This window comes from Williamsia sp. SKLECPSW1, assembly GCF_054332755.1.
Window position 1 is genome coordinate 2,161,219 of record NZ_JBTGLI010000001.1, and the last position, 21,961, is coordinate 2,183,179.

Below are 21,961 nucleotides of genomic sequence, written 5' to 3' on the forward strand. Positions count from 1 at the left end.
GTCGTACCGCCGGGCAGTGCTCATCGTGCCATGTCCGCCCCGGGCAGTTCGTGGTCGCCAGGGGTCACGATGACGAGGACGGCCTCGGCGGGGTCGTCACCGGCGCGGTAGCGGTGCGTGGTGTCGCTCGGGAACGAGGCCGATTCGCCGACGCCGACGGTCGTCGGGGAATCGACCGGACCGACGGTCACGGTGCCGGCGACCACGGTGATGTGTTCGGTCACCCCGGGCCCGTGCGCCGGCGAGGCGTGGTCGGCGCCGGCGGCGAACTCCAGCCGGAAGACCTCGACGGTGCGCCCGTGGTGATGCCGCACGTCGAGGGTCACCGACGTCATCCCGCCGCTGCGCGTCCGCGGATGTCGGCCGGGCGGCGCGGGGTCGTCGCCGACGAGGGCGGTCATCGGGACCGCCATCGGGCCGCACAGTGCGTAGAGGGTCTCGATCGTCGGGTTGCGTCGGCCGGACTCGATCTCGGAGAGCGACCCCTTGCCGATCCCCGCCCGGCGCGCCAGTTCGGACAGGCTGAGGCCACGTCGGACGCGCAGGTCTCGGACCCGCCGCCCCACGTCGGCCGCCGACGCCGGACTCCCGCTCACCCGGACCACCCTGTCACAGTCGTTCTGTTGACGGAACGTTCTGTTTGCGGAACGGTGTGGGGTGTGACAGGGAGTACGGGCGTACGTCGCGACCAGGCCGGGCTGGTCGCGGCGGGTGTGGTGTGCGCGTTGGTCGGGTTCTCGAGTTCGTTCGCCGTGGTCCTCACCGGTCTGCGTGCGGTCGGTGCCTCGCCCGCACAGGCGGCCTCGGGTCTCGTCGCCGCATGTGTCCTACAGGGACTGGTGATGATCGGCATGGGTCTGCGCCACCGGATCCCGCTGACGTTCGCCTGGTCGACACCCGGCGCGGCGGTCCTCGCGGGCGCTGGGGGAGCGGTCGGCGGGTGGCCGGCTGCCGTCGGGGCGTTCCTGGTGTCCGGGGTGTTGCTGGCCGCGACGGGATTCGTGCCCGCTCTCGCCGCACTCGTCCGCGCGATCCCGACCCGGATCGCCCAGGCGATGCTCGCCGGTGTCCTGGTACCGCTGTGTCTCGCGCCGGTCCGGGCGCTCGCGGACCACCCCCTGGCCGTGGCGCCCGTCCTGGCCGTGTGGCTCGTGCTGATGCGGTTCGCACCGCGGTGGGCGGTCCCGACGGCGTTCCTCGCCGCCGCGGTGGTGATCGGCGTGCAGATCGCGCGCACCGGTACCGCCGTCGACGCGGATGCCCTCGTCCCCCGCCTGGAGTGGGTGGCGCCGCACTTCTCGCTCGCCGCGATCACCGGCATCGCGCTGCCGCTGTTCGTCGCGACCATGGCGGCGCAGAACATCCCGGGTGTCGCGATCATGCGCGCGTTCGGCTACCAGGTGCCGTGGCGACCGGCGATGGGCGTGACCGGCGGGGCGACGGTGATCGGAGCGACCGTCGGGGTGCACGCGCTGAACCTCGCCGCCATCTCCGCGGCGCTCGCGGCCGGTCCGGACGTGCACCCGGACCGGTCGCGTCGCTGGGTCGCGTCGGTCAGTGCCGGCGGCGTCTACCTCGTCCTCGGGGTGGCGTCCGCCGCGGCGGCGACGCTGGTCGCCCTCGCGCCGGACGGTGTCGTGCAGGCCGTTGCCGGTGTCGCCCTGCTCGGGACGCTCGGTGCCGCACTCACGGCCGCGATCGGTCCCGGCGGCGACACCGGCGCCGCCCGCCCGCACGAGACGACCGCGGCGGTGGCCACGGTCCTCACCGCCGCGTCAGGCGCGACGTTCCTCGGCGTCGGCGCCGCGTTCTGGGCTCTGGTCGTCGGGATCGGCATCCTGCTGGTCCTGCGCCGACGCCGCACGGACACGCCCACGACGGACGAGGGCCGCCGCACCGAGCAGTGATGCCGCCATCGACGAGATCAGCACCGCTGCCTTCGCCGCGTCGGCCTCACCGGGCGGGAGTGCCAGTTCGGAGATCAGGAGGCTCACCGTGAAGCCGATGCCGCCGAGGACGGACACCGCCAACATGTCCCGCAGCGACAGGCCGTCGGGCCGCGCCACCCAGCGCATCCGGATGGCGACGAACGAGATACCGAAGATGCCGAGGGTCTTGCCGACGACCAGACCGACCATGATCCCGATCGCGATGCGATCGCCCGCGAGGTCGCCGAGGGCGGATGCGGTGAGGGGGACGCCCGCGGCGAACAGGGCGAAGAGGGGGACGCAGACGGCAGCCGAGAACGGTTGCACCCGGTGTTCGAGTCGCTCACCGGGGGCGGCGTGCTCGTCGGGATCGCGACGCACGCGGGTGAGCAGCCCCAGCGCGACGCCCGCGATGGTCGCGTGGATGCCGGCCTCGTACACCGCGATCCACGCGGCGATTGCCAGCGGGACGTAGAGCAGTGGTGTGGTGATGCGGGACCGCTGTGCGAATGCGTAGGCGGCGCAGACGATCACGGCGATGCCGAGGGCGACCCAGTTGATCGAGTCGGTGAACACCGCGGCGATGATGACGATCGCGATCAGGTCGTCCACGACGGCCAGCGCGAGCAGGAACACCCGTGCACTCGAGGGGATCCGCGACCCGACGAGGGCCAGCACACCGAGCGCGAAAGCGATGTCGGTGGCGGCCGGGATCGCCCACGCGCGGTCGGCGCCCGGGGCCCCGTGCGCGATCGCGAGGAAGATCCCGATGGGAACGATGACCCCGCCGGCCGCCGCGAGCACCGGGAGCGCGGCCTGACGTGCGCTCGACAGCTCGCCCACCACGATCTCACGCTTGAGCTCGAGCCCGGCGACGAAGAAGAAGACGGCCAGCACCGCCTCCTGCGCCCAGTGTCCGACGGTGAGGTCGAGACCGATCGCCTCGATGCCGATGTGGGCGTCGCGTAGGTCCACATACGCCTGTGACCACGGCGAGTTGGCCCACAACAGTGCCGCCGCGGCGGCGATGAGGAGCACCACACCGCCGAACGTCTCGGTGCGGAGATACCGGGCGAACTCGCCGGGGCCTGGCGGCGACAGGCGTGAGAGAGCGGTGGGGAGTGTCATGGAGGTCTTCCGGGGTCGACGGCATGGACGCCGACCAGACTTCCCGGCACACCGGGACCCATCTTAACGTCGTCTGTACGCGTGCGCTGACTCCCCGGCGGCCGCCGGATCAGCCGTTGCGGCGGCGGATGTTCTCGAACACCGTCGGGTCGACGAGTGTCGAGGTGTCCCCGAGTTCACGTCCCTCCGCGACGTCCTTCAGCAGGCGCCGCATGATCTTCCCGCTGCGGGTCTTCGGCAGTTCGGGTACGACGATGATCTCGCGTGGCTTCGCGATCGGCGAGATGTCCTTCGACACATGTGCTTTGAGCTCGTCGATCAGTTCGTCGCCACGGTCGGCGACGCCGCTGCGCAGGATGACGAACGCGACGATGCCCTGACCGGTGGTGTCGTCGGCGGCGCCGATGACGGCGGCCTCGGCGACACCGGAGTGTCCGACGAGGGCGGACTCGACCTCCGAGGTCGAGATGCGGTGTCCGGACACGTTCATGACGTCGTCGATACGTCCGAGCACCCACAGGGCGCCGTCGTCGTCGTAGCGGGCGCCGTCGCCCGCGAAGTACCAGCCCTGGTCGGCGAAACGCGACCAGTAGGTCTCGCGGAAGCGGTCGTCGTCACCCCACACCCCGCGCAGCATCGACGGCCACGGCTTGTCGAGGACGAGGTAGCCCTGCTCGCCGGGCGCCACCGGGTTGGCGTCGTCGTCGACGATCTTCGCGCTGATGCCGGGCAACGGACGCATGGCCGAACCGGGCTTGGTGTGGGTGACCCCGGGCAGCGGCGAGATCATCATCGCGCCGGTCTCGGTCTGCCACCAGGTGTCGACGATGGGGCAGCGGTCGGCACCGATGACGCTGCGGTACCAGCGCCACGCCTCGGGGTTGATGGGTTCGCCGACGCTGCCGAGCAGGCGCAGCGACGTCAGGTCGTGCGCGTCGGGGATCTCCCGACCCCACTTCATGAACGTGCGGATCAGGGTGGGGGCGATGTAGTACGTCGTCACCTTGTACTTCTCGATGATCTCGAAGTGCCGGTGCTCGTTCGGGGAGTTCGGCGTGCCCTCGTAGACGACCTCGGTCGCGCCGTTCGACAGCGGGCCGTACACGAGGTAGCTGTGCCCGGTCACCCAGCCGATGTCCGCACCGCACCAGAAGACGTCGGTCTCCGGCTTGTGGTCGAACACGTTCGCGAACGTGTAGGCGATCTGGGTGAGGTAGCCACCGGAGGTGTGCAGGATGCCCTTCGGCTTGCCCGTGGTGCCCGAGGTGTACAGCAGGAAGAGCGGGTGCTCGGCGTCGAATGCGGTGTAGGCGTGGGTGTCCGAGGCCTGCCCGACGGTCTCGTGCCACCACAGGTCGCGTCCGTCGACCCAGGTCAGGTCGGGGTCGTGGTCGGTGCGCTTGACCACCAGCACGTGCTCCACCGACGGTGCGGCGTCGTCGCCGGTGCCCAGCGCCTCGTCGACCGCGGACTTCAACGGTGCCGGCTTGCCACGACGGAACTGGCCGTCGGTGGTGATGACGAGCTTGGCCTGCGCATCGTCGACGCGTGAGCGCAGTGCGGCCGCGGAGAAGCCGGCGAAGACCACCGAGTGGGGCAGTCCGAGGCGCGCGCACGCCAGGATCGCCACGATCGCCTCGGGCACCATCGGCATGTAGATCGCGACGCGGTCGCCGGCCTGCAGACCGAGCTCGGTGAGGAAATTGGCGGCCTTGCTGACCTCGGCGAGGAGGTCGGAGTACGTCAGGTCCCGGGTGTCACCCGGCTCGCCGACCCAGTGGATCGCGACGCGGTCGCCGTTGCCGGCCTCGACGTGACGGTCCAGGCAGTTGGCGGCGACGTTGAGCTTCCCGCCGACGAACCACTTCGCGAACGGTGCGTCCGACCAGTCCAGCGTGTCCGTGAAGTCGGTGTCCCACCGCAGTGTTCGAGCCTGCGCGGCCCAGAACGCCAGTCGGTCGGCCTCGGCCTGGTCGTACAGGTCGGCGGTGGCGACCGCCGCGGCGGCGAACTCCGCCGGGGGCGGATAGGCCTTCGGCTGCTCGGCGATCGCCGATTCCGATCCGGACTGGCCTGTGGCGCTGGACATGGTGGGATGTCACCTCTCGATCGTCGCGGACGAGCGGCCGGCTCCGGTGGGACCGGCTCTGCCGTGATCGTGAGCGTAGTCACGTTGGGATCGCGTTGCAGACACCCTGGCGACGACGAGATGTCGGAATGGTCCGGTTGTCGAGGATCGGCGTAGATGCGTACGCCACGTAATTTCCCACTCATCGAGACGGCTGTGATCCGTCTGGGTATCGTCTGCCGAGTCCATGACCGCCGTGCGTCCACCAGGTGCACGGAACATGGCCTCCTTATTCGGCGACCGGGACCCGGTCGCCGTCGAGCGTTCCGAGAAGAGAGACAGACACGGTGAGATTCAGAAGGGTGGCGGCCCTCGCCGGCGCAGTGGTCATCGGGGCGGGCGTTCTCGCCGCCTGTGGTGGCTCCAGCTCCGACAGCGCGATGGTGACCGTGAACGGCAGCGAGCCCGAGGTCGGGCTCGTCACCACCAACACCAACGAGAACGGCGGTGGTCGCATCGTCGACCGGCTGTTCACCGGGCTCTACTACTACGACGCCGACGGCAACCCGCAGCCCGGCATGGTCGACTCGCTGAAGACGACGGACAACCAGAACTACACGATCACCATCAAGAAGGGCTGGAAGTTCACCGACGGCACCGAGGTGAAGGCCCACAACTTCGTCGACGCCTGGAACTTCGGCGCGTACACACCGAACGCGCAACGGCAGCAGAGCTTCTTCGCCCCGATCCAGGGCTACGACGCGGTCGCCGCCGAGAAGCCCACCGCGAAGACCATGTCCGGCCTGAAGGTCGTCGACGACTACACCTTCACGGTGGCGCTGAAGTACCCGGCGATCGACTTCAAGCTCGGCCTCGGGTTCACACCCTTCAAGCCCCTGCCCGACGTCGCCTTCAAGGACATCAAGGCGTTCGGTGAGAAGCCGATCGGCAACGGCCCGTACAAGTTGCAGAGCTGGCAGCACAACGTGCAGGCGACCCTCGTCCCGAACGAGGACTACCCGGGGACGAACAAGGCCAAGAACAAGGGCCTGATCTTCAAGTTCTACCTCGACTTCGACTCGGCCTACAGCGATCTGCAGTCGGGGAACCTGGACTTCCTGGACACCATCCCGGTGAGTGCACTGCGCACCTACAAGCGGGATCTCGGTGACCGCGCGATCACCAAGCCGACCGCGCAGAACCAGACCGTCGACATCCCGTACACGCTGCCGCACTTCTCCGGTCAGGAGGGCGTCCTGCGACGTCAGGCGATCTCGCTGGCGATCAACCGCAAGCAGATCACCGACAACATCTTCGCCGGATCACGCAACCCCGCACGGGACTTCACCGCGCGGACGTTGCCGGGGTACAACCCCGACCTGCCGAACTCGTCGAACCTCGACTACAACCCGACGAAGGCCGTCCAGCTGTGGAACGAAGCCAACGCCATCTCCCCGTGGAGCGGCACGTTCGTGATCGCGTCGAACTACGACGGCGGGCACAAGGAGTGGATCGAGGCCACGGTCAACAGCATCAAGAACGTGCTGAAGATCGATGCGCAGCCGCAAGCGATCGCGACCTTCTCGCAGCTGCGTCAGCAGGTCAACGCGCGGACGATCAAGTCCGCGTTCCGTGCCGGATGGCAGGGTGACTACCCGTCGATGCTGGAGTTCCTGGAGCCGATCTACGCGACCGGTGCCGGATCGAACGACGTCGACTACTCCAACCCCGCGTTCGACGCGAAGCTGCGCGAGGCGGAGGCGGCCCCGACCGATCAGCAGTCCTACCAGCTGACCGGACAGGCACAGTCGATCCTGCTCAACGATCTACCGACCATCCCGATGTGGGACTACGTCGCCAACGCCGGCGAGGGTGTCGGGGTCAACGCCCCGTTGACCTGGTCCGGTCTGGCCGACTTCGAGAACATCACCAAGAGCTGACAACGCATCCGGCGTCCTCCGGTCTGCGGTGTGGTCGGGCCTCTCCTGGCCCCACCACCCCCGACCGGAGGACGCAGGTGTGTGCGAAGGAAGTGACCCACCATGCTCTGGTACACCGCCCGGCGGATCCTGCAGCTGATCCCCGTCTTCTTCGGCGCGACGCTGCTGCTCTACTTCATGGTCTACAAGCTGCCGGGTGACCCGACGGCCGCGCTCGGAGGCGGGCGACCCCTGACGCCCGCGGTCCGCGAGCAGATCCGGGAGCAGTACCACCTCAACGACGGCTTCTTCCAGCAGTACTGGATCTACCTCAAGGGCATCTTCACGTTCGACTTCGGTCAGTCCTTCTCGGGCCGGCCGGTCATCGACGTGATGCGTCAGACCTTCCCGACGACCATCAAGCTCGCGGTGATGGCACTCATCATCGAGGCCGTGCTCGGCATCGTCATCGGTGTCATCGCGGGACTGCGTCGCGGCGGCTGGTTCGACTCGACGGTGCTGGTGGCGAGCCTCATCGTCATCGCCATCCCGATCTTCGTGCTGGGCTTCCTCGCGCAGTTCGTCATCGGCGTGAAATGGGGTCTGGCGCCGGTGACCGTCGGCGGCAACACCTCGATCAAGAACCTGATGTTGCCCGCCTTCGTGTTGGCCCTGGTGTCGATCGCGTACATCCTGCGATTGACCCGCAACTCCGTCGCCGAGGTGGCCGGGGCCGACCACGTGCGCACCGCCACCGCCAAGGGTCTGGGGCGCCCGCGGGTGGTGACGGTGCACATCCTGCGCAACTCGTTGATCCCCGTGGTGACCTTCCTCGGTGCCGACCTCGGCGCGCTGATGGCCGGCGCCGTGGTCACCGAGGGGATCTTCAACATCAACGGGATCGGCCAGACCGTCTTCCGCAGCGTGCAGATCGGCGAGGCGCCGACGGTGGTCTCCATCGTCACGGTGCTGGTGCTCATCTATCTCATCGCCAACCTGGTGGTGGACCTCCTGTACGCCCTCATCGATCCGAGGATCCGTTATGCCTGACCGTGATCCGGACGCCGCGCAGACGGGCGTCCCCGCCACCCACCCACACCAGGACCGGTTCGTCGCCGGTGCGTCGGAGGCCGAGGTCCTGGCCGTCGACGTGGTCGTCGAGAGCGGCTCGTCGGCGGGGTTCTGGAAGGGCGCGTGGATCAACCTGCGCCGCCGCCCGCTGTTCATCGTCTCGGCCCTGATGATCGTGTTGGTCATCGTCGTGAGCCTGTTCCCGGGCCTGTTCGCACATCAGGACCCGCACCTGTGTCTCGGGTCGTTGAGCCTGCAGAAGCCCTCGGGCGCGCATTGGTTCGGCACCGACCTGCAGGGCTGTGACATCTACGCGCGCACCATCTACGGCGCCCGCGCGTCCGTGGTGGTCGGCGTGGTCACCACCCTGATCGTCTTCGTGATCGGGACGGTGTTCGGTGTGCTGGCCGGGTTCTTCGGCGGCTGGCTCGACGTGATCATCTCGCGGGTCACCGACGTCTTCTTCGCGCTGCCGCTGATCCTCGCGGCGATCGTCATCATGCAGATGTTCGCCAACCGCAGCGTGTGGACGGTCGTGACGATCCTGGCCGTGTTCGGGTGGCCGCAGGTCGCGCGCATCGCGCGCGGCGCGACGATCTCCATCCGCAACGAGGAGTTCATCACCGCGTCGAAGGCGTTGGGCGCCTCCCGCGCTCGGATCATCGTGTCCCACGTGATCCCGAACGCCCTCGGCCCGATCATCGTCATCTGCACGATCAGCCTGGGCGTGTTCATCGTGACCGAGGCGACCCTGTCGTACCTCGGCATCGGTCTGCCGGCGACCAGCGTCTCGTGGGGCATCGACATCGCGGCCGGTCAGAACCTGCTGCGGTCGGGCAACCCGATCCTGCTGTATCCCGCTGTGGCGCTGGCCCTCACGGTGCTGGCGTTCATCATGATGGGTGACGCCCTGCGCGACGCCCTCGACCCGAAGGCGCGTACCCGATGACCGAGCAGACACCGGCAGCCGGCGGCGTCGAGCCGATCCTCGCCGTCCGCGACCTCGCCGTCTCCTTCGGCACGAACGAGGCCGTGTCCGGCGTCGACCTCACCGTCTACCCGGGGCAGACCGTCGCGATCGTCGGCGAGTCGGGCTCGGGGAAGACGACCACCGCGAACGCCGTGCTCAACCTGTTGCCCGGGACCGGCACGGTGACCCGTGGCAGCATCCTGTTCGACGGGACCGAGCTGACGACGGCGTCCAAGCGGGAGGTCGACGCACTGCGGGGCAAGGACATCGGCCTCGTCCCGCAGGATCCGATGAGCAACCTCAACCCGCTGTGGCGCATCGGCTTCCAGGTCCGTGAGGCACTCGAGGCGAACAACGTCGCGAAGGGGTCGGCGGCGAAGAAGCGCGCGGCCGAACTGTTGTCCGAGGCGGGTATGCGCGACGCCGAGAAGCGCATGAACCAGTTCCCGCACGAGTTCTCCGGCGGTATGCGCCAGCGCGCGCTCATCGCGATCGGACTCTCGTGTCGGCCGAAGCTGTTGGTGGCCGACGAGCCGACCTCCGCGCTGGACGTGACGGTGCAGCGTCAGATCCTCGACCACCTCGACGGGTTGACGCGGGATCTGGGCACGGCCGTGCTGTTGATCACCCACGACCTCGGTCTCGCCGCGGAGCGCGCGTCGCACCTCATCGTGATGTACCGCGGCCGCGTCGTGGAGAGCGGGCCTGCGCTGGACATCCTGCGGGATCCGCAGCACGAGTACACGAAACGTCTCATCGCCTCGGCGCCGTCGCTCGCGTCGAGTCGTCGGTCGATCCGCGAGGCCCGGGCGAGCGTCGTGGAGAAGGCCGCCGAGTCGGCCGGGCAGTCGGCGCCCGCCGACGCCGGCGGTGACGTCGTGGTGGCGTCCGGACTCACCAAGGAGTTCTCCATCCGCGGGAGCGCCCCCTGGCGGTCGTCGTCGCTGCTGGCTGTCGACGACGTGTCGTTCTCGATCCGCCGAGGCACCACCACGGCGATCGTCGGCGAGTCCGGCTCCGGGAAATCGACTGTCGCGCAGATGGTCCTGGGTCTCCTCGAGCCGACCCGGGGCACCGTGGAGTTCGACGGTCGCGATGTCCGGTCGTACACCCGTGGGGAGTCCGCATCGTTCCGGCGTCGGGTCCAGCCGATCTTCCAGAACCCCTACGGCTCCATCGACCCGCTGTTCTCCATCTACCGCGTGATCGAGGAACCCTTGCGGATCCACAAGATCGGGTCGGGCAAGGAGCGTGAGGAGCGGGTGCGGGATCTGCTCGACAAGGTCGCGCTGCCGGCGTCGGTGATGAAGCGGTTCCCCAACGAACTGTCCGGCGGGCAGCGTCAACGTGTCGCGATCGCGCGTGCGCTCGCCCTCGACCCCGAACTCGTCGTCTGCGACGAGGCCGTGTCCGCGTTGGACGTGTTGGTGCAGGCGCAGATCCTGGAGCTGCTGAACCAGCTGCAGGCCGAGCTGGGTCTGACCTATCTGTTCATCACGCACGATCTCGCCGTGGTGCGTCAGATCGCCGACGACGTGGTCGTGATGGAGCAGGGCAAGGTCGTCGAGCACAACACCACCGACGCCGTCTTCGACTCCCCGCAGAAGGAGTACACCCGCACCCTGCTCGACGCCATCCCGGGTGCCGCGCTGCTGCAGTGACCGGTGCGGCGGCGGCGGAACGGCACCTCACTAGGGTTGGGTCCGTGAGTGCCCCGAATGCGGATCCCCTGGCGCCGCTCGTCGACCTGCCGGGGGTCGCGGCCGCGTCCGACGCCGCGCGGGACGCCCTGGCCGCCGTCCATCGTCACCCGGTGAACCTCCGGGGGTGGCCGGACAGTTCGGTCGAGGCGTCCTGGCGGGCGGCCCAGTCGTCGGCGGCGATCGACGGCTCGACGGTGTCGCTGCGGCGGGAGGACGAGGTCGCCGATCCGGCGCTGGCCGGTGCGCTGCGCGTCGCGCTGGCGCTCACCGGCGACTCGTTGGAGTCGTTGACCGCAGTGTGGACGCGCGCCCCGTTGCAGGCGCTGGCCCGGCTGCACCTGCTGGCGGCGGCCGACCTCGTCGACGACCCCGACGAACTCGGTCGGCCCCGCGTCGACACCGACGTGTCCCAGCGGCTGGACCTGCTGGCCGGCCTCGTGACCGGCGGGACGACCGCGCCCGCGCCGGTGCTGACCGCGGTCGTGCACGGTGAGCTTCTGGCGATGGAACCGTTCGGCGTCGCCAACGGTGTCGTCGCGCGGGCCGCGTCCCGGCTCGCCTGCGCCGCGGCGGGCCTCGACCCGCACTGTCTCGGAGTGCCGGAGGTGACGTGGCTCAGACGTGCCGACGCCTACCGTGCCGCGGTCGCCGGATTCGCCTCCGGGACGGCCGATGGTCTCACGTCCTGGTTGCTCCTGCACGCCGAGGCGCTGGAAAGCGGTGCGGGAGAGGCGCGGTCGATCGCCGACGCCCGGCGCTGACCGGCGGCGTCGCGGAAAATACCCCGGAACACATTGCAGGCCCTGCGATCTGGACAGATCGCAGGGCCTGCGAGCACGGATCCGAGTTACCAAGCGTGCTGGGTGGGTTGCGTGGGTGGCCTCGGCGAACTGGTCGGGGCGAATCGCTCACGATGCCCACCCAAGGGTTGATCGTGACGAGTCCGCCTGCCGAGAAGTCGCAGGCCCGCAACACTTCTGCCTGTCGCGGCGCGCTCCGCGTGGGTGCTCGGTATCCGTGCTGGGAGGCCCCTGCCCGGGGGTCCGCTCCTTCTCTTCCGGAGTGGACGTTGCCGTCGGTGCCTGCCGTGCCCCCAGTTCTACACCGTGATGGCGGTCACATCAAGAGTCGGACGGGTGGCGATTCGGTCTCGTCAGTGTGACCGGCCGCGGTGCACCGCCGCGTAGGTCACGGCGCCCGCCACGGCTGCGCCCAGTCCCAGCGCGACAGCCCCGCCGGCCGTCGACGGACGGGACGGGCGTGGGAAGCGGTCGCGGATCGAGACGGGGCGACTGAAGGTCACCACCGGCCAGCCGCGCCCGGAGGCGGCGCGGCGCAGAGCCCGGTCGGGGTTGACCGCCGTCGGGTGGCCGACGGCGTCGAGCATGGGCAGGTCGGTGACGGAGTCGGAGTAGGCGAAGCACTGGGTGAGGTCGTAGCCGGCGCGTTCGGCCAGTTCCCGCATCGCGGTCACCTTGGCGTCGCCGTAGCAGTAGAAGTCCATCTCGCCCGTGTACCGACCGTCGGCCACGAGCATGCGGCTCGCCAGCACCGTCGAGACGCCCAGCATCTCGCCGATCGGCTCGACCATCTCGACACCGGAGGCGGACACGATGACGACGTCGTGTCCCCGTGCCCGGTGGCCGGCGATCAGCTCGGCCGCCTCCGCGTAGACGAGCGGCTCGACGATGTCGTGCAGGGTCTCCGCGACGATGCTGCGGACCTGGGCGACATCCCACCCCGTGCACATCTGGGTGACATGCCGCCGCATCCGGTCGACCTGATCGTGATCGGCGGCGGTCAACAAGAACAAGAACTGCGCGTAGCTGGACTTCAACACCGCGCGTCGATTGATCAATCCCTCGTCGAAGAATGGTCGCGAGAATGCCAGAGTGCTCGATTTCGCGATGATGGTCTTGTCGAGATCGAAGAATGCCGCGATCGGTGTCGTCGACGGCGGTACAGCTGATGTACCGGGGCCGATCGACGCCGCATTCACGCGCTCAGGGTACGACGCCGCGGCACCCTCGGCAGGCCGGTCCGGGCATCCGTCGCGCCGGAAGGTCCCAGGTAGATAAGCAAACCTACGGAACGGTAGGTCGCGGGGAAGACTTGCGCAGGTCAGGCCGCATAAACTACTCGCCGGTAACCCGATGCTCGGGGTTGCAATCATCGGGGTGGTGGTGTGTATAGTCAGAGTCACCCGGTTCATCCGGGGCTTTCAGCCCGACCCCCCGGGGCTGAAACGCGACGACCCTGGCCTCCTCCCCCCCTGGCCGGGGTCGTCCTCTATTCTGGGCCCTTTTCATCGCCGTGGATTGCGATGACGTCGACATTCTCGGGCCCTGTCCACAACTTCGCACGAATGCACAGAATCGCGGTCCGGCGTTGTGCGCTGCGCGATGTGTGCATGTCCCGCGGACGATCATCGCCGCATGACGAACTCATCCCGAGCCGACGATCTCCTCGTGGCGATGGTCGGCGACGACCTCCTCGACGACGTCACGCGGTGTGCTGCGGCGGCGGGCTACCGGGTCGTCGCGGCAGCACCGGACGGCGGCAGACGCGCATGGGCGGACGCCGCGGCGGTTGTCCTCGACGCGACGGCCGCGCGGTCGGTCGCCGACGCCGGCTGGCCGCACCGCCCGGGCGTCCTGGTGGTCGGTACCGGGTCGGTCGAGGCCGATCTGTGGCGTGCCGCCGTACGGCTCGGCGCCGAGGACGCCCACGTGCTGCCCGCCGACGACCACGCGGTGGTGGGCGCGCTGAGTCGTCTGCGGACGCCGCGCCGGGGCGCCGGACTGGGGGTCGCGGTGCTGGCCGGCCACGGCGGTGCCGGTGCCAGCGTCCTCGCGTCGGCGGTGGCGACACGTGCCGCGCAGGACCTCGTGGGCGAGACGCTCCTGCTCGATCTGGACGATGCCGGCGGAGGCATCGACCTGATCCTGGGGACGGAGGGATCCGCGGGTCTGCGGTGGTCCGACCTCACCGTCGACAGCGGGCAGGTGGTCGCCGAGAGTCTGCACGCCGCACTCCCGCGGAGCGCCGCCGGCGTGACCGTCCTCGGTCCCCGCCGGGGCCACGGCCACACCGTCGGCGCCGACGCGGCCCGGGCGGTGCTCGAGGCCGCACGGGGTGCCGGGGGGACCGTCGTCGCGGACCTGTCGCGCCGTGTCGACGACGTCGCCCTGGCCGTGGTCGAGGTCGTCGACCTCCTCGTCGTCGTCACCACCGCGACGGTGCGAGGATGCGCCGCCACCTGCGAGATCGCCCGCCGGTGGGGTTCTGTCACCGACCGCGCCGGGCTGGTGGTCCGCGGTCCCGCTCCCGGCGGCCTGACCGCGACCGCGGTCGCCGCGACGGTCGACGTCGATCTCCTGGCCACCGTCCGACCGGATCCGCGGGTGGTCGCCGGGCTCGAGTCCGGGCGTCTCCCGCTCGGCCGGCGCTCCTCGCTGGGTCGCGCTGCCGACGCCGTGCTCGACCATGTCCTCGACGTGGCGGCGGTGCCGGCGTGAGCGAGGATCCACAGGCGCGTCGCGAGTTGCTGACACGCGTCCGGGAACGTCTGGCCGGGGAGTCGGCCGAGCCGACACCGCAGGTGATGGCCGAGGCGATCCGGGCGGAGTCGCGGGGCGTCCTCGGTGACACCGATCTGCTGGAGGCGCTGCGATTCCTGCAGACCGAACTGGTCGGGGCCGGTCTGCTGGAGGAGGTCCTCAACGACCCGGACGTGGCCGACGTACTGGTGGTGGGCCCGCGCCAGGTCTGGGTGGACCGCGGCGCCGGGCTGAGACTGACCGACATCGTCTTCGACGACGACACCGCTGTGCGTCGTCTCGCGGTCCGACTCGCCGCGAGCGCGGGTCGTCGACTCGACGACGCCGCTCCCTGGGTGGACGGGCAGCTCCGCAATGTCGGTCGGCGCGGGTACAGCGTGCGGTTGCACGCGGTGATCCCACCGATCGCCGTCGACGGGACATGTCTGTCGCTGCGCGTGCTCCGACCGGCCGTCCTCGACTTCGCCGCGCTCGTCGAGCGCGGAGCGATCCCCGGCGACGTGGTCGGCCTCGTCGACGAGATCGTCCGCGCCCGACTGGCATTCCTCGTCGTCGGCGGTACCGGTGCGGGGAAGACGTCGCTGTTGAGCGGACTGCTCGGACGAGTCGATCCCGGTGAACGCATCGTGTGCGTCGAGGACGCTGTCGAGCTCGCACCGACCCATCCGCACGTGGTGCGGATGGTCGCGCGGACCGCCAACGTGGAGGGGGTCGGAGCGGTCGGCGTGCGCGACCTGGTCCGGCAGGCCCTGCGCATGCGGCCCGACCGGATCGTCGTCGGTGAGGTGCGCGGTGCCGAGGTGGTCGATCTCCTCACGGCCCTGAACACCGGGCACGAGGGATGCGCCGGAACGCTCCACGCCAACTCCGTCGACGAGGTGCCCGCCCGCGTCGAGGCGCTCGCGGCACTCGGTGGGATGGACCGGCCCGCGGTCCACAGCCAGCTGGCTGCCGCCGTCGACGTGGTGATCGCCGTCGCACGCGACCCCGACGGTCATCGAGGTGTGTGCGAGATCGGGCTCCTCGCCCGCGGCGACGACGGCTGGGTCCGCACGCGTCCGGTCTGGCGCCGGGACAGCGGGTTCACCACCGCCCTGGACGATCTACGCGCGCGGATGTGCCGGTCGAGCGCGGCGGTGGTGACCCCGTGAGTGGCGCCGCGGTACTCGTGGCGGTCGCCGCAGCGATCTCGTTGTGGCCCATCGGTGTCCCGGTGCGGCGGCTCGACGTCGCGACGGGACGATCGAGCAGATCGAGCAGGCGAGTCGTGCTGCGCGGCAGGCCGGCCGGTGTCGACCGCTGGGTCGTCGGGGGATTGTCCTGCGTGCTGGGTGTCGTGGCCGTGGTCGGTGTGCTCGCGGGTGTGGCGGCGGGCCTCGCGACCGCCACGGTGCTCCGTCGGCGTCGACACCGTCGTCGTGACCGCGTCCGCGAGGCGGAACTCGACGCCGTCCTGGACGCCGTGACCGTGATGGTCGCCGAGTTGTCCGTCGGCGCCCACCCGGCTCGCGCCTGCAGGCAGGCGGCCGAGGACCTCGCCCGACGGATGCCCGCACCGGGGGTCGCGCCGACGCTCGAGGTGGTGACCGCCATGGCCGGTCGGGCGGAACTGGGCGGGGATGTCGCCGCGGGACTCGCATCCACCGGCGGCCACCAGGCCGACGCGTGGGCGCGGATCGGCGTCGCATGGTCGACCGCCGAGCAGCACGGACTGCCGATGGCAGACCTGGTGCAGTCGGTCCGCGACGACCTCGTGGCGCGACGGCGGTTCGCCGAGCGGACCCGCGCCGGGCTCGCGGGCGCCCGCGCGACGGCCGCGGTCCTGGCCGGGCTGCCGGTGCTCGGTGTCCTGCTGGGGGAGGCGATGGGTGCACATCCGGTCTCGGTGCTGCTGGGCGGGGAACTGGGCGGCATGCTGCTGGCGGCGGGCGTCGGTCTCGTCGTGCTGGGCCTCTGGTGGACCGAGCGGATCACGGCGAAGGTGATGACGCCGTGAACCCCTGGTGGTCCGGCGCGGCGCTGATGGCGGCGGCCGCGTTGTTGGTCGCCCCGTCGGGTGGGTGGGTGATGGCGCGGCTGGTCCCGCCCCCGCCGCGCGATCGGTCGCCGCGGTGGCTCGGCGTGTCGAGACCGACGACAGACCCGTTCGCCGTCGCCGCCGGGTACGACCTGTTCGCGGTGTGTCTGCGGGCCGGGATGCCGGTCGCGACCGCGGCTGCCGTCGTCGCGGATTCGGCGCCCCCGGCACTGGCCGAGACTTTGCGTCGCGCAGCGGAGTTGCTCGCCCTCGGTGCCGATCCCGTCCAGGCGTGGGAACCGCAGCCAGCCGCCGACCCGGCCGCGATCTCCCTGTGCGCGATGGCCCGTCGCTCCGCCCGTGCGGGGTCGTCGCCCGTGCACGGACTCGCCGAGCTCGCGCAGTCGCAGCGCGAGTCGGCGCAGGACCGGGCTGCGGCCGCGGCGGAGCGGGCCGGCGTGGCCGTCGCGGGCCCGCTGGGCCTGTGTTTCCTCCCGGCGTTCGTGTGCCTCGGCATCGTGCCGGTGGTCGTCGGACTCGCCGGGACGGTCCTGCGGGGAGGGGTGCTGTGAGCGCGCTCGCAGGGTCGACCGGCGGATGGTCCGCCGGTCAGGAGAGGGGAGTGAACATGCAGCACAGATGGATCCGGGCCGCGCAGGTCCGCATGATGGAGGCGGCCGCCGCGGACGACGGGATGTCCACGGCGGAGTACGCGATCGGCACGATCGCCGCCGCGGCGTTCGGGGCGATCCTCTACACCGTCGTCACCGGCGACAACATCGTGTCCGCGTTGACGGGGATCGTCACCAAGGCGCTGAACACGACCGTCGGCTGACCGATCATGTGTGGTTCTCGTGGCGATTCGTCGGCGTGTCGTCGCGAGAACCACACATCTCCGGTCGACGGCGGGTGCGCAGATCGGTTGCGGCGGCGCGGATGCCGCCCACCTCGAACGCGGTCTGGACGAGTGCGGCACCGAGGCGGGCGGTCGCCGACGAGCGCCGTGACGGCGGTCCGAGGAACGTGCCGAGCGCCCGCAGCGGGACCAGCGGGAGACGACCGGCCGCGAACGAGACCGGAGAGCCCGAGCGGGTGCGGTAGGAGTCGCGACCGTATCGGTGGTACTGGGACAGCAGGTCACCGATGCGCTCGCGTGGCTGCCAGTCGACGCGGGTGTCGGTGTCGACGGAGAACGTCGCGCCGAGAGCGACGGCGTCGTGGCAGAAGGTCGCGTCCGCACCGCCGCGGACCTCCCGGAACCCGCCGATCGTCGCCCACAGCGCCCTGGACGCACCGAGATTGCACGCGGGATAGAAGCCGAGTCCGCGATAGGTGGCGACGCCGAACGGGTTCAGATGCGCGGCAACCGCTCCCGCGGTCGACGTCTCGCCGAGCACCGCGACGTCGGAGTAGGTGATGACCGGTCCGTCGTCCCCGGCGAGACCACGTCGATGCTGGTCCAGCCAGCCCGGACGCGCCCGACAGCGACTGTCGAAGAACACCAGCAGATCGGCATCGGTGGCCTCCACCCCGCAGTTCCGGGCGCCGTACGGGCCGGCGGCGTGGGTGTTCGGCACGACGCGGACACCGACCTCGGCGCACACCGTCCCGGTGGCGTCGGAGGAGCGGTCGTCCACGACCACCAGCTCGTCGCCGGGGAGCAGCTGGCCGATCACCGAACGGAGACAGTCACCCAGCAGGTCGGCAGCATCGTGTGCGGGGATGATGACGGCCATCCGCGAGGACATACCCGACACTGACACATGTCCGGATGGCCCGCGACTCGAGGACTAGCGGATGTCGACCTTCTTGCCGGTGGTGTCCCGTTCCTTCTCGCCGTACCAGGCGACGAAGTCCCGGATACCGACCTCGTGGAGGCGCCGTAGCGAGATGCGGACGACGGCGCGCGGCGCGAGCGCGATCCCGTCGGACCCGACGAGCGCGCGCACGCGGCGGTGGAAGACGAGGTCCTCGTCGGTGTCGTCCATCGACGCGCGCGGGAAACCGCCACTGCGCTCGTAGATGTCGGCGTCGAAGGCCATGTTCGGCCCGCAGATCGCGAAGCTGCGTCGGTTCTGGTCCGGCTCGCGACGCGTCTTGTACCACTCGAGCAGGTGACCCAGCCGCCAGCCGTTGCCGATGACGTTGAAGACGCGATTCGTCAGTCCCTCGTCCTCGCGGGCACGCAACCGACCGCCGGCGAGACGCTTGCCGTTGAGAAGGGGGCGCAGGATCTCGGTGAGCCAATCCGGTTCGGGGATGGTGTCGGCGTCGGTACGGGCGATGAAGGTGGCACCGGTGGCGATGGCGTAGCGGGTGGCCGTGTCGACGGCGTAACCGCAGCCCTTCTCCTTCTCGGAGATGAGTTCGACGGGGAACCGCGGTCCGCTCGCGATGTGGCGGCGCACGATCGCCGCGGTGCCGTCGGTGCTGTTGTTGTCCACGACGATCACGCGGAAACCGTCGAAGATCCGACGGTGCAGCACCGAGTCGAAATCCTGGGCGTCGAGCGCCTGCAGCGTGTCGAGGATGTACTTCTCCTCGTTGAACGCTGCGACGATCACGGCCACCGGCGACTGATCGCTCGTCATTAGTTCAGTACAACACAGGTGCAGCAGTGGCGCAGCGCGGATTCAGGTCAGCGTATGTCGGCGTCCCGGTCGGGTCGCTCGTCGGAGCTGTACCAGGAGAGGAAGTCCCGGGTCCCGTACTCGTCGAGCCGCCGCAGCGAGGTCCGGACGACGGCGTGGGTGGCCAGGGCGATGCCGTCCGCACCGACGAGCGCGCGCACCCGTTGGTGCAGCACCTCGTCCTCGTGGGCGTCCTCGATGCGCGTGCGGGGGAAGCCGCCCGACTGTTGGTACATCTCCGCGTCGATCGCCATGTTGTTGCCGACGACGGCGAAGCTGCGTCGCTCGTGCGGAGCCGATCGCCGGGTCCGGGCCCACTCGACGGCGTGCCCGACCCGCCACAGCGTGCCGAGTGCGTTGAAGACCGACGCCGACGCGCCTCCGTCCGACCGCGCCTGCACACGCCCGCCGACGAGGCGGTAGCCGTCGAGCAGTGGGGCGACGATGTGGGCGAGCCAGTCCGGTGCGGGGAGCGTGTCCGCGTCGGTGCGTGCGATGAACGTCGCGCCTCGGTCGATGGCCCGGCGCACGCCGGTGTCGGCGGCGCAGCCGGTGCCCTTCTCGGTCTCGGTGACGAGCTCCATCGGGACCGACGTCCCCGCATCGATGAACGACCTGACCACCTCTGCCGTCGCGTCGGTGCTCGCGTTGTCGACGACGACGACGCGGTAGCCCCGCAGGACGTCGCGGTGGACGACGCGGTCGAAGCGCTGTCGGTCCAGCGCGGCGAGGGTGTCGGTGATCAGGCGTTCCTCGTTGTGCGCGGGAACCACCACCGCCACCGCGGGTGTGGTCGCCGACGGCATCTCGCGGGGGGAACTCGTCACACGGGGGAGTAAAGCACCGCCGGGAGGGAGATGCGTCACGACGGCGGACCGGTTGCGCAAAACAGCCCCGTAACTCCCGGCGATCGGGTGACGATGTGTCCCGGGGTCTGCCGGTGGACGATGCACACCGGGTATCGACGTGGACGGAGGAGTGCGGCGGGTGAACCCTTCCTCCATTGCGCGCCGGACCCCTGCCGGACCGAAACCCGCGGTCTCCTTCCGAACACTGCTCTGGCGCTGGCTCGTCGACGATTTCGACTACCGGTACGTCCTCGAACACCACTCGCTGCGCCCGCTGTACCACCCGATGCGCGCCATCCTCGCCGGCAACACCGCGCTGCTGGCGATCTGCGCGATGCTGCTGCTGACCAGCTCCCAGGGGCCGACGACCCACCTCGGGCGGGTCTGGGTGTGGATCGTGTTCGGCATCCAGCTGGTGGTCATCGCGGCGCTGCTGACCGTTCCACGCTCCTTCCTCACCCGGCATGCCCGGCCGAGCCTGATCGGGTTCGGCATCTTCGCCGACGTCGGACTGACGTCGGTGCTGTTCCTCTACACGCCCATGGTCAGCACGTTCGCCTGCGTCTTCTTCGTGGTGAACAGCGCGTTGTGCACGTTCCTCGTCAGCTCGCGGTGGCTGCTCGCCCATCTCGCCCTCGCCACCGTGGTGATCGTGGCGACCGCCACCCGCCTCCAGGTGGAGGGCATGTTCGACACGCCGGCGGTCGTCGCGGGGACGTTGATCCTGCTGGCCGCGGTCGACGGGATCCCCGCCGTCGCTCACTTCGCCTGGTCGACGCTGTCGGCCGATTCCCGACAGGCCATCCGAGATCCGCTGACAGGCCTGCTCAACAGGCGTGGGGCGGACGTGTCGGTGGAGCCGCTGATGTCGCATGCCGCGACCGTGGGCGACGCGGTCGGCGTCCTCGTGGTCGACGTCGACGAGTTCAAACGCATCAACGACAGGTTCGGCCACGACGAGGGTGATCGCACGCTGCGGCGCCTCGCCGAGGCCCTGCTCGCGGCGACCGGCGACGGTGTGTGCGCCCGCACCGGCGGCGAGGAGTTCACCGCCTACATCGCCGGTGACCCGGGCACCCTCGCGCGTCGGATCCGTCGACTGCCGGACATGGTCCGCGACGTGGGTGACATCGACTGTTCGGTGAGCGTGGGAGGTGCGATCCTCTCGAGCGCGGTGGTCGGCACCGGCGATCTCGGCGTGGTCCGCACGGCGCAGCAGGTGGCGGACACGCTCATGTACGAGGCGAAGCAGCAGGGCGGCGGGCGTGCGCTGGTGACCCAGACGTAACCCGATCTCGAACCGGTCCGGCGGCAGGTGGAACCGATCACCCCGGGCGTGCGTCGAACGGACATGGGGGAGAACGACACCGCTCGGTCGGGTCCGACGCGGTGGGCCCGGCGTCTCGTACGCGACGACCGCGGGATGGTCACCGTGGAGGCGGCGTTCGCGATCGCGGCAGTCGTCGCTGTGGTCGTGTTCGGGATCGGTGCCGTGCTCGGCGTCGCCACGCATGTGCGCTGCGTCGACGCCGCTCGCGAGGTCGCGCGTCTCGCCGCCGCCGGAGATCCCCGGGCGGTGGGTGCGGGACGGTCGGTCGCGCCGCCGGGCGCCGCGATCACCGTCTCGCTCGACGCGGACACCGCGACGGCGCGTGTCCGCGCCCGGTCACCGTTGCTGCCCGGTGTGGACCTCGGGGCCACGGCGGTCGCGGCCCGGGAGCCGGAGGCCGACGGGTGAGACGCGACGCCGTCGTCCGCGGCGACGGCGGCTCGGCGACCGTGCTCGGTGCGTTCGTCGTCGCCGCGCTGGTCGGTCTCGTCGTGGTCGTCGTCCACCTGGGTGCGGCGACAGCGGCGCGTCACCGCGCGCAGAGCGGGGCCGACCTCGCCGCGCTCGCGGCGGCCGGCCGAGCGCTGCTCGCCGAGCAGAACCCCTGCGGCGCGGCGGAATCCGTCGGTGCGGCCAACGCCGTCGACGTCACGGCCTGTTCGGTCGACGGGGCCGACGTGACGGTCGCCGTCGCCGTGCGGGTCACCCTGGGCCCGTTCGGATCCCGGGTCGCCCGAGCCGAGGCGCGCGCGGGCCCGGCCGAGGTCACCGGGGACGGGGCCGGGTGAT

General features: G+C 70.3%; 20 protein-coding genes and 1 pseudogene. 14 read left to right on the top strand and 7 right to left on the bottom strand.

Features of this window, described 5'->3' with window-relative positions; genetic code table 11:
- Window positions 1-20 precede the first annotated feature (20 nt).
- Window positions 21-596, bottom strand: a complete 576-nt coding sequence (locus tag ACXVUM_RS10105) for a helix-turn-helix domain-containing protein (protein ID WP_458521658.1) — start codon at window positions 594-596, stop codon at window positions 21-23.
- Window positions 597-659: 63 nt separating this feature from the next.
- Here ACXVUM_RS10105 and ACXVUM_RS10110 point away from each other — a divergent pair.
- Window positions 660-1,862 (top strand): annotated as a pseudogene (locus ACXVUM_RS10110) (benzoate/H(+) symporter BenE family transporter); the annotation flags it as partial.
- Here ACXVUM_RS10110 and nhaA read toward each other — a convergent pair.
- Both nhaA and acs read right to left on the bottom strand, forming a co-directional pair.
- Window positions 1,776-3,029: a Na+/H+ antiporter NhaA gene (nhaA, locus tag ACXVUM_RS10115; protein WP_458522843.1), complete on the bottom strand. Its 1,254-nt coding sequence runs from the start codon at window positions 3,027-3,029 to the stop codon at window positions 1,776-1,778. The pseudogene ACXVUM_RS10110 and the gene nhaA sit on opposite strands and share 87 nt — an antisense overlap.
- 136 nt (window positions 3,030-3,165) lie before the next feature.
- Window positions 3,166-5,145 carry an acetate--CoA ligase gene (acs, locus tag ACXVUM_RS10120; RefSeq protein WP_458521659.1) on the bottom strand — a complete coding sequence of 660 codons (1,980 nt, stop codon included), beginning with the start codon at window positions 5,143-5,145 and terminating at the stop codon, window positions 3,166-3,168.
- A 326-nt stretch (window positions 5,146-5,471) separates the two neighbouring features.
- Here acs and ACXVUM_RS10125 point away from each other — a divergent pair, with 326 nt between their 5' ends.
- From ACXVUM_RS10125 to ACXVUM_RS10145, 5 genes are all read left to right on the top strand, one after another.
- Window positions 5,472-7,064 (top strand): peptide ABC transporter substrate-binding protein, encoded by a 1,593-nt coding sequence (locus tag ACXVUM_RS10125; protein WP_458521660.1) that lies wholly within the window; start codon window positions 5,472-5,474, stop codon window positions 7,062-7,064.
- 102 nt (window positions 7,065-7,166) lie between these two features.
- Entirely contained in the window at window positions 7,167-8,093 is a 927-nt protein-coding gene (locus ACXVUM_RS10130) for an ABC transporter permease (RefSeq protein ID WP_458521661.1), read from the top strand.
- Window positions 8,086-9,063 (top strand): ABC transporter permease, encoded by a 978-nt coding sequence (locus tag ACXVUM_RS10135; protein WP_458521662.1) that lies wholly within the window; start codon window positions 8,086-8,088, stop codon window positions 9,061-9,063. Before ACXVUM_RS10130 ends, ACXVUM_RS10135 begins: the two co-directional genes overlap by 8 nt.
- The gene (locus ACXVUM_RS10140; RefSeq protein ID WP_458521663.1) at window positions 9,060-10,745 is read left to right on the top strand and encodes a dipeptide ABC transporter ATP-binding protein; all 1,686 of its coding nucleotides are present in this window, start codon (window positions 9,060-9,062) and stop codon (window positions 10,743-10,745) included. Before ACXVUM_RS10135 ends, ACXVUM_RS10140 begins: the two co-directional genes overlap by 4 nt.
- 44 nt (window positions 10,746-10,789) lie before the next feature.
- Window positions 10,790-11,548 (top strand): oxidoreductase, encoded by a 759-nt coding sequence (locus tag ACXVUM_RS10145; RefSeq protein ID WP_458521664.1) that lies wholly within the window; start codon window positions 10,790-10,792, stop codon window positions 11,546-11,548.
- A 392-nt stretch (window positions 11,549-11,940) separates the two neighbouring features.
- Here the strand turns inward: ACXVUM_RS10145 and ACXVUM_RS10150 are convergent, their stop codons facing one another.
- Window positions 11,941-12,786: an HAD family hydrolase gene (locus ACXVUM_RS10150; protein ID WP_458521665.1), complete on the bottom strand. Its 846-nt coding sequence runs from the start codon at window positions 12,784-12,786 to the stop codon at window positions 11,941-11,943.
- 436 nt (window positions 12,787-13,222) lie between these two features.
- Here ACXVUM_RS10150 and ssd point away from each other — a divergent pair, with 436 nt between their 5' ends.
- The 5 genes from ssd to ACXVUM_RS10175 are packed head-to-tail and all read left to right on the top strand — an operon-like array spanning window position 13,223 to window position 17,199.
- Entirely contained in the window at window positions 13,223-14,305 is a 1,083-nt protein-coding gene (ssd, locus tag ACXVUM_RS10155; protein ID WP_458521666.1) for a septum site-determining protein Ssd, read from the top strand.
- Window positions 14,302-15,498 (top strand): TadA family conjugal transfer-associated ATPase, encoded by a 1,197-nt coding sequence (locus ACXVUM_RS10160; protein ID WP_458521667.1) that lies wholly within the window; start codon window positions 14,302-14,304, stop codon window positions 15,496-15,498. The genes ssd and ACXVUM_RS10160 overlap by 4 nt, the downstream gene beginning before the upstream one ends.
- A complete protein-coding gene (locus ACXVUM_RS10165) occupies window positions 15,495-16,343 on the top strand; it encodes a type II secretion system F family protein (RefSeq protein WP_458521668.1) in 849 nt (282 codons plus the stop codon). Before ACXVUM_RS10160 ends, ACXVUM_RS10165 begins: the two co-directional genes overlap by 4 nt.
- A 26-nt stretch (window positions 16,344-16,369) precedes the next feature.
- A complete protein-coding gene (locus ACXVUM_RS10170) occupies window positions 16,370-16,936 on the top strand; it encodes a type II secretion system F family protein (RefSeq protein ID WP_458522844.1) in 567 nt (188 codons plus the stop codon).
- Window positions 16,937-16,992: 56 nt separating this feature from the next.
- Entirely contained in the window at window positions 16,993-17,199 is a 207-nt protein-coding gene (locus tag ACXVUM_RS10175; RefSeq protein ID WP_458521669.1) for a DUF4244 domain-containing protein, read from the top strand.
- A 4-nt stretch (window positions 17,200-17,203) separates the two neighbouring features.
- On the opposite strand, the gene ACXVUM_RS10180 is transcribed toward ACXVUM_RS10175, so the two are convergent.
- Genes ACXVUM_RS10180 through ACXVUM_RS10190 form a run of 3 tightly spaced genes read right to left on the bottom strand, consistent with a single transcriptional unit; the run spans window position 17,204 to window position 19,821 of the window.
- A complete protein-coding gene (locus ACXVUM_RS10180; protein WP_458521670.1) occupies window positions 17,204-18,100 on the bottom strand; it encodes a glycosyltransferase in 897 nt (298 codons plus the stop codon).
- Between the two features lie 54 nt (window positions 18,101-18,154).
- Window positions 18,155-18,955 carry a glycosyltransferase gene (locus ACXVUM_RS10185; RefSeq protein ID WP_458521671.1) on the bottom strand — a complete coding sequence of 267 codons (801 nt, stop codon included), beginning with the start codon at window positions 18,953-18,955 and terminating at the stop codon, window positions 18,155-18,157.
- 47 nt (window positions 18,956-19,002) lie between these two features.
- On the bottom strand, window positions 19,003-19,821 hold the full coding sequence (locus ACXVUM_RS10190; protein WP_458521672.1) for a glycosyltransferase: 819 nt from the start codon (window positions 19,819-19,821) through the stop codon (window positions 19,003-19,005).
- Between the two features lie 160 nt (window positions 19,822-19,981).
- Here ACXVUM_RS10190 and ACXVUM_RS10195 point away from each other — a divergent pair, with 160 nt between their 5' ends.
- The 3 genes from ACXVUM_RS10195 to ACXVUM_RS10205 all read left to right on the top strand — a co-directional run bounded on the left by ACXVUM_RS10195 (window position 19,982) and on the right by ACXVUM_RS10205 (window position 21,960).
- Window positions 19,982-21,130 carry a diguanylate cyclase gene (locus ACXVUM_RS10195; protein WP_458521673.1) on the top strand — a complete coding sequence of 383 codons (1,149 nt, stop codon included), beginning with the start codon at window positions 19,982-19,984 and terminating at the stop codon, window positions 21,128-21,130.
- A 63-nt stretch (window positions 21,131-21,193) separates the two neighbouring features.
- Window positions 21,194-21,580, top strand: a complete 387-nt coding sequence (locus ACXVUM_RS10200; protein ID WP_458521674.1) for a TadE family type IV pilus minor pilin — start codon at window positions 21,194-21,196, stop codon at window positions 21,578-21,580.
- On the top strand, window positions 21,577-21,960 hold the full coding sequence (locus tag ACXVUM_RS10205; protein WP_458521675.1) for an Rv3654c family TadE-like protein: 384 nt from the start codon (window positions 21,577-21,579) through the stop codon (window positions 21,958-21,960). Before ACXVUM_RS10200 ends, ACXVUM_RS10205 begins: the two co-directional genes overlap by 4 nt.
- Window position 21,961 lies beyond the last annotated feature (1 nt).